The sequence below is a fragment of the Microvirga massiliensis genome, assembly GCF_001006805.1.
Lineage (GTDB): Bacteria > Pseudomonadota > Alphaproteobacteria > Rhizobiales > Beijerinckiaceae > Microvirga > Microvirga massiliensis.
The window spans coordinates 667,816-682,682 of sequence record NZ_LN811353.1 but is presented as its reverse complement, the minus strand read 5'-3'; the positions used below and the strand labels follow the sequence as shown (position 1 = coordinate 682,682).

The 14,867-nt window shown below is 64.1% G+C and carries 12 protein-coding genes; 7 read left to right on the top strand and 5 right to left on the bottom strand.

From position 1 onward, the window contains the following. The 3 genes from BN1233_RS15715 to BN1233_RS15705 form a co-directional block, all read right to left on the bottom strand. The coding region (locus tag BN1233_RS15715; RefSeq protein ID WP_048709259.1) for an App1 family protein phosphatidate phosphatase at positions 1-1,275 on the bottom strand (1,275 nt) is incomplete at its 3' end. Positions 1,276-1,380: 105 nt separating this feature from the next. Continuing rightward, positions 1,381-2,784: an amidase family protein gene (locus BN1233_RS15710; RefSeq protein ID WP_046864460.1), complete on the bottom strand. Its 1,404-nt coding sequence runs from the start codon at positions 2,782-2,784 to the stop codon at positions 1,381-1,383. 100 nt (positions 2,785-2,884) lie between these two features. Then, entirely contained in the window at positions 2,885-4,870 is a 1,986-nt protein-coding gene (locus tag BN1233_RS15705; protein WP_052763804.1) for a transglycosylase domain-containing protein, read from the bottom strand. 309 nt (positions 4,871-5,179) lie between these two features. Here BN1233_RS15705 and BN1233_RS15700 point away from each other — a divergent pair, with 309 nt between their 5' ends. The 3 genes from BN1233_RS15700 (at position 5,180) to BN1233_RS15690 (ending at position 8,943) form a co-directional block, all read left to right on the top strand. Continuing rightward, entirely contained in the window at positions 5,180-5,734 is a 555-nt protein-coding gene (locus BN1233_RS15700) for a L,D-transpeptidase (protein ID WP_046864459.1), read from the top strand. A gap of 213 nt (positions 5,735-5,947) precedes the next feature. Continuing rightward, positions 5,948-7,024, top strand: coding sequence for an MBL fold metallo-hydrolase (locus BN1233_RS15695; protein ID WP_082145470.1), 1,077 nt, complete (start codon positions 5,948-5,950; stop codon positions 7,022-7,024). Between the two features lie 137 nt (positions 7,025-7,161). Then, entirely contained in the window at positions 7,162-8,943 is a 1,782-nt protein-coding gene (locus BN1233_RS15690) for a Rieske (2Fe-2S) protein (RefSeq protein WP_244470926.1), read from the top strand. A gap of 42 nt (positions 8,944-8,985) precedes the next feature. On the opposite strand, the gene BN1233_RS15685 is transcribed toward BN1233_RS15690, so the two are convergent. Beyond that, on the bottom strand, positions 8,986-9,378 hold the full coding sequence (locus BN1233_RS15685) for a phage holin family protein (RefSeq protein ID WP_046864457.1): 393 nt from the start codon (positions 9,376-9,378) through the stop codon (positions 8,986-8,988). Between the two features lie 102 nt (positions 9,379-9,480). On the opposite strand from BN1233_RS15685, the gene BN1233_RS42945 reads away from it, so the two are divergent. After that, on the top strand, positions 9,481-10,275 hold the full coding sequence (locus tag BN1233_RS42945) for a class I SAM-dependent DNA methyltransferase (RefSeq protein WP_147707275.1): 795 nt from the start codon (positions 9,481-9,483) through the stop codon (positions 10,273-10,275). 260 nt (positions 10,276-10,535) lie between these two features. Continuing rightward, the gene (locus BN1233_RS15675) at positions 10,536-11,522 is read left to right on the top strand and encodes a DUF808 domain-containing protein (RefSeq protein ID WP_046864456.1); all 987 of its coding nucleotides are present in this window, start codon (positions 10,536-10,538) and stop codon (positions 11,520-11,522) included. A gap of 92 nt (positions 11,523-11,614) precedes the next feature. On the opposite strand, the gene BN1233_RS15670 is transcribed toward BN1233_RS15675, so the two are convergent. Then, positions 11,615-11,920 (bottom strand): hypothetical protein, encoded by a 306-nt coding sequence (locus BN1233_RS15670; RefSeq protein WP_046864455.1) that lies wholly within the window; start codon positions 11,918-11,920, stop codon positions 11,615-11,617. Between the two features lie 633 nt (positions 11,921-12,553). On the opposite strand from BN1233_RS15670, the gene dctP reads away from it, so the two are divergent. Both dctP and BN1233_RS46915 read left to right on the top strand, forming a co-directional pair. Then, entirely contained in the window at positions 12,554-13,675 is a 1,122-nt protein-coding gene (dctP, locus tag BN1233_RS15665; protein ID WP_046864454.1) for a TRAP transporter substrate-binding protein DctP, read from the top strand. 82 nt (positions 13,676-13,757) lie between these two features. Beyond that, a complete protein-coding gene (locus BN1233_RS46915) occupies positions 13,758-14,867 on the top strand; it encodes a TRAP transporter small permease subunit (RefSeq protein ID WP_046864453.1) in 1,110 nt (369 codons plus the stop codon).

Genomic DNA, 14,867 nt, shown 5'->3' with positions numbered 1-14,867 from the left:
ATTCTCAAACTTCCTCGGCACATCCCGCCGTGCAGGCTCGACGACGACATTCGGCGGTGGGCCTTCCTTAGCGCTGTCGAGCACGTCGTGCAGTTTGCCTTCGGCAACCGCTTCTGCGGTTTCTTCCGGCGCCGGACGCTTGATCTGTCGCGTTTCGACCGGCGGCTGCTCGTCACGTTGCACTGTTTTCTCCCGCGCGACTTCTTCAACCGTCTCGGAGGGAACGAGCCGGATTTTTGCGGCATGCTCCGCCATCGCAATAGAGTCAGCGGCGAGGACAAGGCTGCTGCCGGCTGTAGCAACGACCTTGGCGAGGTCTTCGATCTCCCCGATCCTGCTCGCATCCCGAGAAACATTGCGAATGTACACCGCGAGCACACGGCCGGGATGCTCTTCGACGATCTGCCGGTACACCTCGGGATCGTGCTGTCCGCTGTCGCCGATCAGCACGAAAGGCAGGTCGCTGTAGAGCGCGAGCATATTTCGGATCAGGTCCTGCTTGTGATCCTCAGCCTTGCGGGGCAGTGGGCTTTTCCAGGAAACGCCCCACTCTCTCAGGAACAGGATCGGGCCGACCGGAATCCCGTGCAGTCTGAAGAACTCGTCCAGCATGTCGTAGATGCCCCATGGGGCTCGTGAGACGTAGAGGATGGGATTATCCTCGGTGCCGGACACGCCGCCGTGAAAAGCCCTGTAGAGGGCAGCGACGCCGGGAAACGCGACGCGACTGTCGGCTCCCTGAACGAACAGCCGCCAGAGCATCGCGATCTTGTTGGCGACGCCCGTGCGCATGATCGTGTCGTCGATGTCGCTGATGAGCACGTATCGACAACGTTCGGGTGGAATGAAGATCTGGCCACGCGCCTCGACCCGCTGAGGCTCCTCGAGAACGAGATCCACGATGTGCCAGGGCGGATCGGCAGGCGGTTCGGTTCGGGGATGAAGGTGAATCCTGAAGTAGCCGTCGCGATCAGCCGTGACGCGCACCTCGGCGCCGCAGAACCGGGCCGTTACGACCGCGCCGGAAATCGCACGGCGCACGAGACGACGGCGGACATTGCGCAACTGCAGCAACGGGCCATCGTTGCCGGTCGCACGTTCGGACTGCCAGAATACACGACCAATCAGGAAGATCTCTTGACGGGATCCATAGCCTCGATAGGGCTCGAGAACCACGCCATCCTTACCCTGCGCGAAACGAACCGGCCGGGTCACGAGGCGCAGGATCCGGTCTGCTGCTCTTGTCCAGCGTTCAAAAGTACCGGCAAGACACATGGGCAGGTGACTCCCCGGGCGGTTGCCCCTTCAACCCGAATGCCCGGGGCGCAAGCCGGTTCCTCGAGCGCCATGGCGCTCGAGGAGGCGTCCCCCACGCGATGATCAGTCGGCGGCTGGATCGACCGGCGTCAGCGGCTCGCCTCCGGCTTCGATCGCGGCTCCCGCCGCCAGGCACAAATCCTCCCGGAACCGGGCCGAGACGACCTGAACGCCGACGGGCGTCCGCCCTTCGAACCCTGTCGTGACGGCGAGCGCCGGCAGTCCCAGAAAGGGAATGCCGATCTGCGGTGTCTGGGCTCGCCAGACACGCTGGAAGGAGTCGGCATCCCGGAGATCGAGGCCGCTCTCGAACGGCAATTCACCGGAAACCGGCATGAGGACGACGGGATACCGTTCGAGGAAGAGCTGCCACTGCCTGATCAGGGTTGCGCGGCGCGTCAACGCGGACGAGAGCGAGGTCAGGTCGAGTGACCGACCCAGCGCCTCGTGTGCACGCAGAACCGTGAGAGCTCCCGGATCGCCCTCCTTCTCGGCATCCGTGAGCTTGCCGGTAAAGCCGTCCGCAAGCCACAGGATGAGCTGAAGCTCGACGGCTTCGTCCAGTGGCGGCAGATCGGTCACCTCATCGACATGCCAGCCGGCATCCTCGAGGCGGGTAGCGGCGACACCGAGTGCCCTCTTCACCTCCTCGCCGGTCTGGAGCTGTCCTGGGTTCGCGCAGAGCGCGACGCGGCGTTCCATGGCGGGCCCTTCGAGGGGAGCGGGCACCCACCAGGGATCCCGGGCATCCGGTTGCGCCAGGGCGCCGAGTCCGAGCTTCAGATCCTCGATCGAGCGCGCGATCGGTCCGGAAACGGCCATGATCTGACCGCCGATGCTCCGCTCCGGCGACGAGGCATTGAACGCGGCAACCCGGCCCAAAGACGGACGCAGGCCATGGATGCCGCAGGCATAGGCCGGATAGCGAATGGAGCCCGCGATGTCGGTGCCGAGAGCGATCGCTCCGATCCCGGCCGCGACGGCGGCTGCCGCTCCCCCAGAGGAGCCGCCGGGCGTCAGACCGGGATCATGCGGATTCCGGGTCTCGCCATGCAGCAAGTTGGAGGTGAACCAGCGATAGGAGAATGCCGGCGTATTGGTCCGCCCCAGGATGACGGCTCCGGCCGCGAGCATGTTATCGACCACCGGGCTGTTCTCGTAGGCGATCAGATCCTTTTGCAGGCGCACGCCGTTCGTGGTCGCAAATCCCGCCTGATCGAGATTGACCTTCACGGTGATCGGGACTCCGGCGAGCGGCCCGACATCCTCGCCGCGCGCCAGAGCGGCATCGACCCGCGCCGCCTGGGCGAGAGTATCCTCCGGACGACGATCGACGACGGCATTGATCGAGGAATTGACAGCCTCGAGGCGGGCCAAGGCAGCCTGCGCGACCTCTGTCGCGGACACGTCCCGCGCACGCACCAGGGCCGCAATGGCACTTCCGGAAAGACGCCACAAATCATGCATGTTTGGAAAGCTTTCTCGAGAGAGGGCAAGGGGTATCGCAGCGCAGACCGTGGCCGGGAGTCAAATCCTCTGTCTCGCAGCATGCACCCCGGCTTGATGGTCAGCCCTGCGGGCGTGGTGGCGGTAGCGGCCATGGGGTCGGATCGCGCGAGGCGGGCTCGCCCCGCGGGCGAGGCGGCGGAATCGGGGCTTCGAGGATCCCGTCCCGGGATGCCCGGGTTGCCGAGGCCGTCATGGATCGGGCCATGCTGGCAAACCAGTCCAGAAGCTCGCCCGGATCCATCCCTTGCCGCTTGCGGAGAGTGGCGATCCGTTGCGCCTCGAGCTTGTCCTGCTGCTCGATTCGTTCGATCGCGGCCTCCGTGACGCGCTTGAAATACGCCGCCGGGGCTCCTGCCCCCACGAGGGCCGGTCCGTCCGCGTCGCGGGCACGCCCCATCCAGATCCCCAGCACCCGGTCCTCGCTCCAGCCCACGAACCAGGCATCTGCATTTCCCGACGACGTGCCGGTCTTTCCATACGCGGCCCAGCGCTTCAGCCCGGCCGCCCGGCCGGTCCCATTGCGGACGACCTCCCGCAGGACGGACCGGGTCGGCTCGATGCATTTCTCCGGGATGACCCTGGCTCGCGTCGTCGTCAGGAAGTCGGCGCGGACATGCCCGCGGCCATCGACGACGGCCAGCACGCCCGACGGGGTCACGCGATAGCCGCCATTCGCCACGGCGGTATAGGCCGCGGTCATCTTCAGCACGTTGGTGGAATAGGAGCCGAGGACGAAGGTCGGATCGTCCGCAGACCCGGGATCGAGACCCAGGCGCCGGCTCACCTCTGCGACCTTCCCGGTTCCGATCTCCTGAGCGAGCCGAACCGCCGCGGCATTGCGCGATGAAGCGATCGCCTCTTTGAGGGTCGTTTCACCCCGGTAGCCGAGTGCGCCGTTCGACGGCCAGCGCCCGGAGATCGGCTGGTCGACGACGCGGCTTTCGGGTGTCCTGCCGCTTTCGCAAGCCGCGATCAGCAGAGGCAGCTTTGCGGTCGAGCCGGCCTGAACGTTAGCCTTGACGGCGTTGTTGAACTGCCGCTCCGGCCAGTCCGTCGAGCCCACCATCGCCTGCACGCGCCCGCTCGGCGCCAACATCACTGCGCCGACATCGTATCGCGGGGGAATGGTGCCGCTCCTGCGAAGCTCATCGAGATGTCGCTCGGCAAGGTGCTGGAGAAACGGATCGAGGGTCACGAAGAACCGGACCGTCTCGCCGGGCTGCACGTATTTCTCGCCCCAGCTCTGCACCACCCATTCCGTGAAGGCCTGCGACTGGATCTTGAACTCCGCAAGCACGCCGGGCTGAGCCCCGGTCTGTTCAGCGTGGCGGTACTCCGCTTCGCTGATCTTCCCCTGGTCGAGCATGAGCTTCAGAACCAGCAGAGCGCGTTTGTGAGCCCGCTCGCGCGTGGTCTCCTTCAAGGGATTGAAACGGGCGGGAGCCTGCACCATTCCGGCCAGCAGAGCCGCCTCGTAGAGTGTCAGATCCTTGGGCTCCTTCCGGAAGTAGTGCCGGCTGGCGCGATACAGGCCCACGATCTCGCGGCCACCGAATTCGACCTGGTTGAGGTAGGCGGCCAGAAGCTCCTCTTTTCCAACGGCCTCATCGAAGAGCCCGGCGTACCAGAACTCCGTTCCCTTGCGCTCGAGCTGGCTGAGCGTGTCACGCCCGCGCAGATCGTGCAGGACCAAGTTCTTCAGGAGCTGCATGGGGATCGTGCTGCCGCCGCGTTTCAGCCCGCCCTTGAAGACCGAAAGCAGCGCAACGACGTCGACCCCGCCGTGATCGAAATAGCGCTTGTCCTCGACCGCCACGATGGCCTTCTTCATCACGGCGGGAATTTCCGACGGCTTCAGGATGACCGGGCAGCGGCAATACGCATCCCATCCGGAATCGGTCCGCGTGACCATGACCTGGGGAGACGCGACGAGGAGCTGAAGGGATCTGGGTTTGAGATCCCAGAAGAAGACCTGATCGGCGGCCTGTGCGGGAAGGAGCTGCGCCAGGATCGCGAGCAGCGCAGCCAACAAGGCACGGGACATCCTCAGCCTTTGCGATGCGCCGGACCATCCGGCACCGAGTCCATCTACAAACAGAAAAACTGTGGCTGAAAAGAGAGCCGGACACGACCGGGCCATCCCAGCGGCACCGCCGGCCGATCACCATTCCGTGGCCGCAAAAGAGCGGGCCCGCCACCCTCTACGGTTTACAGGTTCGCGGCAGGGCGGCGGACCTCATCGGCCGGATCACGCAGTCGAATATTTGACCGGATTGGAACCTTAGCGGTTTCTCGCCGTAATTCTCCTACTGTCCTCGTCGGGGGAACTCGCGCAGCAAGGGGAGGCTGGCCGATGCGAGATCTGATGCCATCCGTGATCATGCTTCTCGGAGCCTTGGTCCTGGCTCCGGCAGCGGGCGCTGAGGTGTTCATTTCGATCGACAAGACTACGCAGCGAATGAGTGTGTCCGTCGATGGGAAGGAACGATATTCCTGGCCCGTATCGACCGGAATGGCCGACTATGCCACGCCAGCCGGCAACTTCACGCCGTCCCGCATGGCGAGGACGCACTTTTCGAGGGAGTGGGACAACGCCCCCATGCCGCACTCGATCTTCTTCACGGATGCAGGCCATGCCATCCACGGAAGCCATGCCGTCGGCCGCCTCGGCACACCCGCCTCCCACGGCTGCGTGCGATTGGCGCCGGCGAACGCCAAGACTCTCTTCAGCCTCGTCGAGGCGGAGGGGCTCGATAAGGTCCGGATCGAGATCACGGGTGTGGACTCGATCGGGATCGGGCTCGGAGGCGGGTCCGGGATGGGGCGTGACTACAGCCGGATCACCAGCTTCGACCCGCTCGCAGTCGGGATCATGTCCGGTAGCTACGGGCCCCGCAGAGGTCCGTGAGGCGAACGGTTCGGCTTGGGCTGCGATAGACCTCCGGCCCTGAGCGGCTCCGGGGCATAAGGCCGAGGTACGGCGACCTGCACCGCATCAGTGACAATCCCAGCCACCGGCAGATGCCCTCGCGGGGATTTTGCTTGCTCTCGTGGTGTCTGCTGAAGGAGGGCGTCCTGAGCCGAGCCATGCCGGACCGGAATCCAGATCGAAAGGCGTGACGTGCTATCCCGCAGAAGGTTCATACAACTGCTCGGATCTCTTCCGTTTCTTGGCGCTACGAGCGCACGCGCCAACCAGGGTGGCTTCTATTACAGCGGTCCACTGAGCGATCACTTCGACGGTCAGCGCTTCTTCAACCCCGGAGGCCAGCCACCCCGAGGTTTCGGTGACTTCCTGCGCTGGCAGTTCACCGAACGCGCGGTGCCGTGGCCCGAGATCTATCCGAGCCCGTTCGAGGACACGCCTCCGGCACGCGTCGGAGGACGCGACCTGCGCATCAGCTTCATCGGGCATGCCACATTCCTGATCCAGATGGCTGGCCGCAACATCCTCACGGATCCCATCTGGTCAGAGCGCGCCAGCCCGGTGCCGTTTGCAGGGCCTCGACGACACAACCCGCCCGGCGTTGCGTTCGATAACTTGCCCCGCATCGATGCGGTGCTGGTCTCGCATAACCACTACGATCACCTGGATATCCCAACTCTTGTGCGTCTCTGGAAACGCGACCAACCAAGAATTTTGACTCCGCTCGGGAATGACACCATCATCCGCGCACAACACCCGGACATCGCGGTAACGGGTCTGGATTGGGGCGACCGCATCGAACTCGCACCCGGTGTTCTGGCTTTCGCCGAGCCAGCCCATCATTGGTCGGCTCGGGCCACCAACGATCGAAATCATGCGCTCTGGGCATCCTTCGTTCTGCGCGGTGCAGGTCGTTCCGTTTACTTTGCAGGCGATACGGGCTTCGCCGGCGGCCGGCACTTTCATGACATCGCGGCCCGTCATCGCCGTCTGGATATCGCCCTCCTGCCGATCGGCGCCTATGAGCCCCGCTGGTTCATGGCTCCCCAGCACATGAACCCCGAAGAAGCGGTTCGCGCGTTCCGTATTCTCGAAGCCCGATCCGCCCTTGGGTTTCATTGGGGAACTTTTCGGCTCACAAACGAGGGCGTCGATCAGCCACCACAAGATCTTGCAACCGCTTTGCGAAACCTGGGCATCTCTCATCAGCGCTTCATTGCCATGAGGCCGGGGCAGATCTGGATGAATAATCAGAGCACTGGCCAGAGGTGAATTCAGGCGCGCCAATCCCGGCACGGACACTTCGAAGATGCCTCCAGATTTTGGCCCGCTCCGAGATGCTCACGCCCCGGTGTCGGGCCTGCTATGATGCAGATCCTGCCGCTGTCGAACGGAGTTCGGCGATGGACATGCCGGCCTCAGATTTTGTGTGGGCGTGCAACCTCGATGAGCTCGAGGCCAAGGGGCGGCTCGTCGTCCACGGGCGCCACCCGCCCATTCTCCTGATCCATGATGGTGGACGGGTGTTCGCTCTGGACAACCGCTGCCCGCATATGGGTTTCCCGCTCGAGCGGGGCAGCGTCGAGGATGGAATCCTCACCTGCCATTGGCACCACGCCCGGTTCGATCTTGCGAGTGGTTGCACCTTCGACCTATGGGCCGATGATGTTCCGACCTGTCCGGTAGAGATCCGCAACGGCCACGAAGTCTGGATCAGGCCGGCCTTCGGCCACGCGGATCCCTCCCGTCACTGGCAGAAGCGGCTCGACGATGGCCTTGCCCACGATCTGAGCCTGGTCATTGCAAAGGCCGTGCAGGGGCAGCTCGCAGCCGGCGTCTCGCCCGCGAGCATCCTGCGGCAGGCGGTGTTGTTCGGAGTGCAGAACCGGGACGACTGGAGCACTGGCCTGACGATCCTCACCGGGCTCGGCAACCTGCTGCCGATCCTGCCCGACGAGGAGGTCTACCTCGCCCTGTTCCACGGTATTCGCCGCGTGGCTGCCGACTGCGAGGGACAGCCGCTGCGCCGGGAACGGATGCCGCTCACGAGCCATCCCGATCCCGCTGCCCTCGAGCGCTGGCTCCGGCGCTGGAGCGGGGTCCGTCACCGGGAGGCGGCGGAACGAACGCTTCTCACGGCGATCGCGACGGGCATGCCCCAAGCCGAACTGGCCGACCTTCTGTTCTCGACTGCGACGGATCGCATCTATGCCGATTCGGGGCACTCGCTCGACTTCGTCAGCAAGGCGTTCGAATGTCTGGATCTCATCGGATGGGAGCATGCGGCTTCCGTCCTGCCGAGCGTCGTTGGACAGATGACGGCAGCGCGCGGTGCGGAAGAGATGACTGCCTGGCGCCATCCTATCGACCTCGTCACCCTGTGTGGGACGGCAGCCGACGAATTGCGGGATCCGTTGGAGGCCAACCGGGGCGAGGCTCCCTGGACCGGCCACGTGTCTCTGGCCGAGTCCCTGCTGGGTGATGATCCCTCGGCCATCCTGCAGGCGCTGCAGGCAGCGGCGCGGGACGGGGCTGCGCCCACCGATCTCGGGCGCTCGCTCGTCTATGCGGCGGCGCTGCGGGTCGCCCAATTCGGCACGGCCAACGAGCATGCTGATTGGGAGACGGCTCATCACGTCTTCACCTACTGCAATGCCGCCCATCAGGCCTTGAAGCGGATCGAAGCCGGTCGTGCGCGCGCCGGCGCCGCGACGGAGGCGGTCAGAGGCGTTCTCCACGGCGCCATGGCCATCTACCTTGCGCGGTATCTGAACGTCCCACCGGCCCGGTTGCCCGGTGATGGCGATGATCGGCTGGATGATCTTCCGGCCGCTCAGGATGAGATCAGAGCGGCACTGCTCGACGCCTTCGATCGGCAGCAGCAGGTCGAAACGGCGGGTCGATTGGTGGCGCGCCATCTCAGGCTGGGCCACCCGCCTTCAGCCCTCATCGCCACTCTTGCACGAGCGCTCCTCAGGGAAGATGCGGGCTTCCACGCCTATCAGATCCTCGAAGCAGGGGTTCGTCAGTTTCACGCGTGGGGGAACACCGACCAAGGCCGGCACATCCTGGTCGCGATCGCCCGCTATCTGGCGGCCCATTTCCCGACGGAGCGTTCTGCCTTGCAGACCGCGGACATGGCCCGGCGATTGCTTCGAGGAGGCCAATTGCACGAGAACGCCGGGACATGACCGGGCCCATGCCGGCATCGCGCCGGAGCACACGGGTGGGCGTCAGGGCCTTCCGTCATAGCGCTGGTGCGTGACCATGACCTCGACGCGCCCGCGCGGGCCGATGAACCAGGATGCCAGCCAGCTCGTGATGCTAATCACGAGGGAACCGAACAGCGCCGACCAGAAGCCCGCGATGCTGAATCCGTCGAGCAGCCAAGCCACGAGCCCCAGCATGCCGGCATTGATGACGAGCAGAAAGAGGCCCAGCGTGATAATCGAAAGCGGCAGCGTCAGGATGACGGCCACCGGCCGCACGAAAGCATTCACGAGACCTAGGAGAAGAGCCGCGACCACCAAAGTCGCGCCGTTCTGCACGTCGATGCCGGGGATCAGCTCAGATGCCAGCCAGAGCCCGAGCGCTGCGATCAGTGTACGAAGCAGGAATCCTGCCATTGCAATGCGCCTTCCTCCGGAATCCATTGGTCCCGTGCCGAGTGTAGCACGGCGCGAGCATCCCGCGCAGGATGATGAGTGCACAACCTCGGGTTGGAACCCGTGACGGACATCTCCTCGCTGAACCTGAGGGCCTACAGCAACGCGCGCGTCGTCTCGGAATACGGGAAGGCCGCGGGGCTTCAGCCGCCGGAGATGGAGATTCTGTCACGGCTGCAGTCGGAGTTTAGCGGCAGGCGCATTCTCGATATCGGTGTCGGGGGCGGAAGGACGACTCCCTTCCTGATCGAGATCAGCAGGAACTATCTCGGCATCGATTATTCCCCAGAGATGATCGAGCAGTGCAGGAGCCGCTACCCCGGCGTAGACCTCCGGACATTCGACGTCCGCGATCTTTCGCAACTCGGCGAAGGCACGTTCGACCTCGTACTCTTCAGTTACAACGGGATCGACTACATCGAGCACGAGGACCGAATCCGGGTCCTTGCCGACGTAAGACACGTGCTCTCGGCTGGCGGAGCCTTTGTCTTCTCGTCACACAACCGTGCCGCATCGGTGCGTTCGGCCTGGAGCCCGGATCATCTCCCGCTCCGAACCAATCCCTTCAGAGAGCTACGATCCTTCGCACACCAGCTCGTCCGGTACACGAGAGGAATCCGAAACGCATCGGTCAACAGGCGACATGAAAGGCAGGCCGAAACCTACGAGCTTCGCAACGACGAGGGAGAGCACTACTCGCTGGTTACCTATTACATCCACATCGAGCATCAGATGTGTCAGCTCGCGGATGCAGGATTCCGTGACTGCCGAGCGGTCGCTCTCGATGGCCGATTGCTGGAACCGCGTGATTACGCGAATACCCGGGACCCCTGGATTCATTATCTCTGCCGGCGCTGACGTGAGCGCGGCCTTGGCGTGACAGGATCGAGGGCGGATGAGGGAGCCCGATCCCGTCTTGCGAACTTCCGCGCTCAGGAGAGGAGCCCGTCACCCCTGACCGGACCTTTCCAGCCCGGCAGAGCGTTGCCGCTATCAGCGAAGGCAGCGGTCCGCGTCCAGATTGACTGGAACGCGCGGGCAGCTGATTTCGCTCGTTGCCTGTCTCGACATCATCCCTCATCTGGCAGCCCTGCCGGAGGCCATCGCAAGGAACACCCGTGAGCATCGGACTGATCGCGCTTCTCGACGACGTCGTCAGCCTCGCCAAGGTCGCGGCCGCCTCGCTGGACGATGTGGCCGGCCAGGCCGCCAAGGCAGGCGCCAAGGCCGCAGGCGTCGTGATCGACGATGCGGCCGTCACGCCGCGCTATGTGGTCGGCTTCACCGCCGCACGCGAGTTGCCGATCGTGGGCAAGATCGCAGTCGGCTCCCTGCGCAACAAGCTGCTGTTCCTTTTGCCGGCGGCCCTGGCGCTCAGCCTCTTCGCCCCCTGGGCCATCACACCGCTGCTCATGCTGGGTGGAGCCTATCTGTGCTACGAGGGCGCGGAGAAGGTCTTCGAGGCCACCTTTCCGCATCGCGCGCATACTCATGAGGCACATCTCGGCACCGTGGTGGGCAATGCGCAGACTCTCGAGGACCAGAAGGTCTCGAGCGCCATCAAGACCGATTTCATTCTCTCGGCGGAGATCATGGCGATCACGCTTGCAGCCGTTCCGGAGGGCAGCTTTCTCATGCGAGCCGTCGTTCTGGCGGTGGTCGCCGTCGGCATCACGGCGGCCGTCTATGGCGGCGTCGCCCTGATCGTGAAGGCGGACGACGTCGGCGTCGCGCTCGCCCGGAGCAGATCGGCCTCGGCCTTCGGCGGCCTGACGAGGGCGATCGGGCGCGGCCTCGTTCGCGGCATGCCGGTCTTCCTGAAATTGCTCGCCGTCGTCGGCACGGCTGCGATGATCTGGGTCGGAGGCGGCATCATCTTGCATGGCCTGGAGGAATATGGCCTGCGACTGATCGGCGACCTGATCCACCACGCTGCAGAGGTCGTTTCCCACGCGCTGCCGGCCGTCGCTGGAGCCATCGAATGGCTGGTCACGGCAGCAGGCTCGGGAATCTTCGGTTTGCTCGTCGGCGCGGTGCTGATTCCGGTGACCGAGTTTGTCCTGGCGCCCCTCTGGAAATCATTGAAGGGGCATCGGAGATCGTAACTGCCGGCTTGAAACGAGGGCGATCGCGCGCAAACTCGCCGTCCAGGCCCTCTCCGAGCGTGATGTGTTGCCGTCCGATCAGATTGATCCGATCACGGGTTGACGCGAAGGATCTCAACCATGGGCGGCGTGAGCAGAATTTCGCTGAAAGCGTGCATCCAGTCACCGGTCTCCTGATTCGATCCAACGCCGTGACTGCGGAACTGATCGAGCTGGTCGAGGTTCGTGAGTTCGACCTCGAATTGGAGCGCCGCGCCGCCCTGCCCGCGGGTCAGTGGTATGAGCAACCGAGCGTTCAAGCCATTGCTCCGGGCGGCCTCGACCTCGCGCCGGATGAAGTCGATGGCGCGCTGGCGATTGACCGGCAGCACGTCATAGGAAAAGCGGGCCAGATACATTGCGTTCTCCTTCTGTCACTCCTGCGTTCCTCCGGATCGATCATCACTCCGACTCCGGGCCTGCGCAAAGGAGAGATTCGTCGTGACATCCCTTGAACAGATATAGGCAAAGGAGAATTGGGCTGTCGTCGCACGCTCGCATGCCCTTCTCGTGCTCGAAAGCCGCAGGCGAAAGCATCCGTTCTGTGGCGGTCGCCTGGATTGCTTCACTTTGTTCGCAATGACGAAGAGGGCATGAGAGCCTCAGGCGAGGCAATCCAGGAGTCGTGCGCGCCAATGTCCAGATCGCTTCGCCATCCTCGCAACGACCACAGCCCCTCCTTTCGGATGGTCCCGAGCATCATCCTTTCTCAGTATTCCCGCGGCAACCCATGTCGGGGGGAGGCACTGCGGCGCGACCAGCGCCCATCCGAGGAGATGGATACTGTCCAGATGGTGGTCGACGACCTGTCGACATCCATACCCGACCCGGCCGGTAATGACCACTTACTTGGCCAAATTCTGCCCAACCTTCCAGAGGCCCGGGCACGACTTGCAACATCATCTTGCGCATTCCCTGCCAAGGCTGCAAGGTAAGGCGGTCTCCGGGGCCAAATAGAAAAAGAACAGACATCTGGAGAGGGAGGAAAGATCATGACGGACACCCGTAATCGCGATACGTCGGACACGACCCGCCGCAAGTTCCTGAAGACCACTGCACTCGGTGCCGCCGCAGGGATCGCCGCGCCACACGTGCGCAATGCGGTTGCCGCTGAGACCATCGTCTGGAAGGTCCAGACGTCCTGGCCAGCTGGCGTCGGCCTGCAGACCTTCAAGGACTGGTGCGGCACCATCAAAGAGAAGACGGGCGGCGAGCTCGAGTTCAGGCCCTTCGCCGCCAAGGAACTCGTCGGCGACTTCGAGCTTCTCGATGGCGTCAAGAACGGCGTGCTCGAGGCGATGAACTCGTTTACGCTCTACTGGGTCGGCAAGATGCCTGCGGCCGCCTTCTTGAGCTCCTACACGCTCGGTCTCCGCCACCCGCACGAATGGGACATGTTCTTCTACGCGAAGGGAGGCCTGCAGGCAGCGCGCGAGATCTTTGCGAAACAGGGCCTCCATTACGTCAATCGCATCCACCACGGCGCCAACATCATCCACTCGAAGAGGCCGATCCGCTCCTTTGAGGACTTCAAGGATCTGAAGCTGCGCGTGCCCGGCGGTATGATCGCCGAGACCTTCGCGGCCGCGGGCGCCAAGACGACGCTGCTTCCCGGCGGCGAGGTGTTCTCGGCGCTCGAGAAGGGCACCATCGACGCGGCAGACTATACCGGCCCGGCCGTCAACTGGGACCTCGGGTTCCAGCAGGTGACCAAATACATCTCGATGGGACCCGAGGGCCTGATGTCGATCTACCAGCCGGTCGACCTGATGGATCTCGTGGTCAACATGAACGTCTGGAACAAGCTGCCCGACAAGCTGAAGCGGTTTGTCGACGACGAGGTGCAGGTCTATTCGAACATCCATTTCGGCGCCATCCAGAAGGCCGACATGGAGACCTGGCCCAAATTCGAGAAGGCCGGTACCGAGGTCAACCGCCTCGAACCCGAGGATCTCGAAAAGTTCCAGCGCGTTGCCGTGCCGATCTGGTTTAAATGGGCCAACAAGGACAAGGACGCCGCGCGCCTGTTCCAGAAGCAGCTCGAGATCATGGAGAATCCGAGCGTCGGCTACGTCACGCCCGATATGTACCAGGGCATGAAGGTCGATCTCTGATCCACCAGGACATGACGATCGCTCCGTGATTCCCGGGCACCCGCGCGACGCGGGTGTCTCCCTCCGCGTTCAGGCGTTTTCCATGCCGTCGCTGACCTTCATCCTGTCGCACTGGCTCTATTGGACAGCACTGGCCGTGTTTCCCCTGATCGCGGCTTGGCTCGTCGCTCGCGAGCGCGGCCGGCCGGACGCGGGCCGGCCGAATTTCTTCCTGGCCTATCTGTTTCTCGTCACGGCGGGCTTCGCGGGCATGCACCGCTTTTATCTGCGAAACCGCTGGGGCTTCGTGTTCATCCCGGTATTCCTGGCCGTGCTTTGGACGGCTGGCCAAGTGCGCGACGGGCGGGAGACGATCTCCCGTACGCGCGTCGAACTCGAGCAGGCCGAGCGGGCACTCGCCCGCGCGAAGGCGAGCGCTGCCCGCCGTCCCGAGGGCGCCGAAACACGCATCCGGGAGGCCGAAGCCAAGGTCGCACCCGCCAGGGAGGCCTCCGCGGCCGCCGAAGCCACGCAGGATCGCGCCTCCACGCTGGCCCGCATCGCCGCGATCGTGCTCGGCCTCATGTTGCTCGGCGATGCCGTGCTGATCCCCGGGTTGGTGCGGGAGGCGCGCAAGCGCGAGCCCCTGCCGCCTCCGCCCGTCGTTGAAGCGCCGCTCGATACCGCGGTTCCGAGCAATTTGGTGCATTCGCCCGCCGCCAAGGGACTCGGTTTGATCGATCGGCTCGTGCGGGTGTCGGGCGAATTCGTGGCCTACTGGGCCGTGCTCGCCGTCTTTGCCTATTACTACGAAGTCGTGGCCCGATACGTCTTCAACTCTCCGACCAACTGGGTCCACGAGAGCATGTTCCTGATGTTCGGCATGCAATATATGATCGCCGGTGCCTACGCCTACCGGGACGAGACGCATGTACGCGTCGACATCCTCTATAGCCAGCTGTCGCCGCGCGGCCGCGCGATCTGCGACGTGATCACGTCGGTGTTCTTCTTCATCTTCGTCGGCACCATGATGGTGACCGGCTGGACCTTCGCGCACGATGCGATCGCGGTGCGTGAATCGTCGTTCACCGAATGGGGTGTCCAGTACTGGCCCGTAAAGCTCGCGATTCCGATCGGCGCGGCGCTCCTGCTGCTGCAGGGTTTCGCCCGCCTCACACGCGACATTGCCATCGTCACCCGAAGGATCGACTGA

Coding starts and splice junctions, on each gene's coding strand:
- BN1233_RS15685 (WP_046864457.1), bottom strand. CDS start 9,378: ATGGCAGGATTCCTGCTTCGTACACTGATCGCAGCGCTCGGGCTCTGG.
- BN1233_RS15690 (WP_244470926.1), top strand. CDS start 7,162: ATGCCGGCCTCAGATTTTGTGTGGGCGTGCAACCTCGATGAGCTCGAG.
- BN1233_RS15705 (WP_052763804.1), bottom strand. CDS start 4,870: ATGTCCCGTGCCTTGTTGGCTGCGCTGCTCGCGATCCTGGCGCAGCTC.
- BN1233_RS15700 (WP_046864459.1), top strand. CDS start 5,180: ATGCGAGATCTGATGCCATCCGTGATCATGCTTCTCGGAGCCTTGGTC.
- BN1233_RS15710 (WP_046864460.1), bottom strand. CDS start 2,784: ATGCATGATTTGTGGCGTCTTTCCGGAAGTGCCATTGCGGCCCTGGTG.
- BN1233_RS15670 (WP_046864455.1), bottom strand. CDS start 11,920: ATGTATCTGGCCCGCTTTTCCTATGACGTGCTGCCGGTCAATCGCCAG.
- BN1233_RS46915 (WP_046864453.1), top strand. CDS start 13,758: ATGCCGTCGCTGACCTTCATCCTGTCGCACTGGCTCTATTGGACAGCA.
- dctP (WP_046864454.1), top strand. CDS start 12,554: ATGACGGACACCCGTAATCGCGATACGTCGGACACGACCCGCCGCAAG.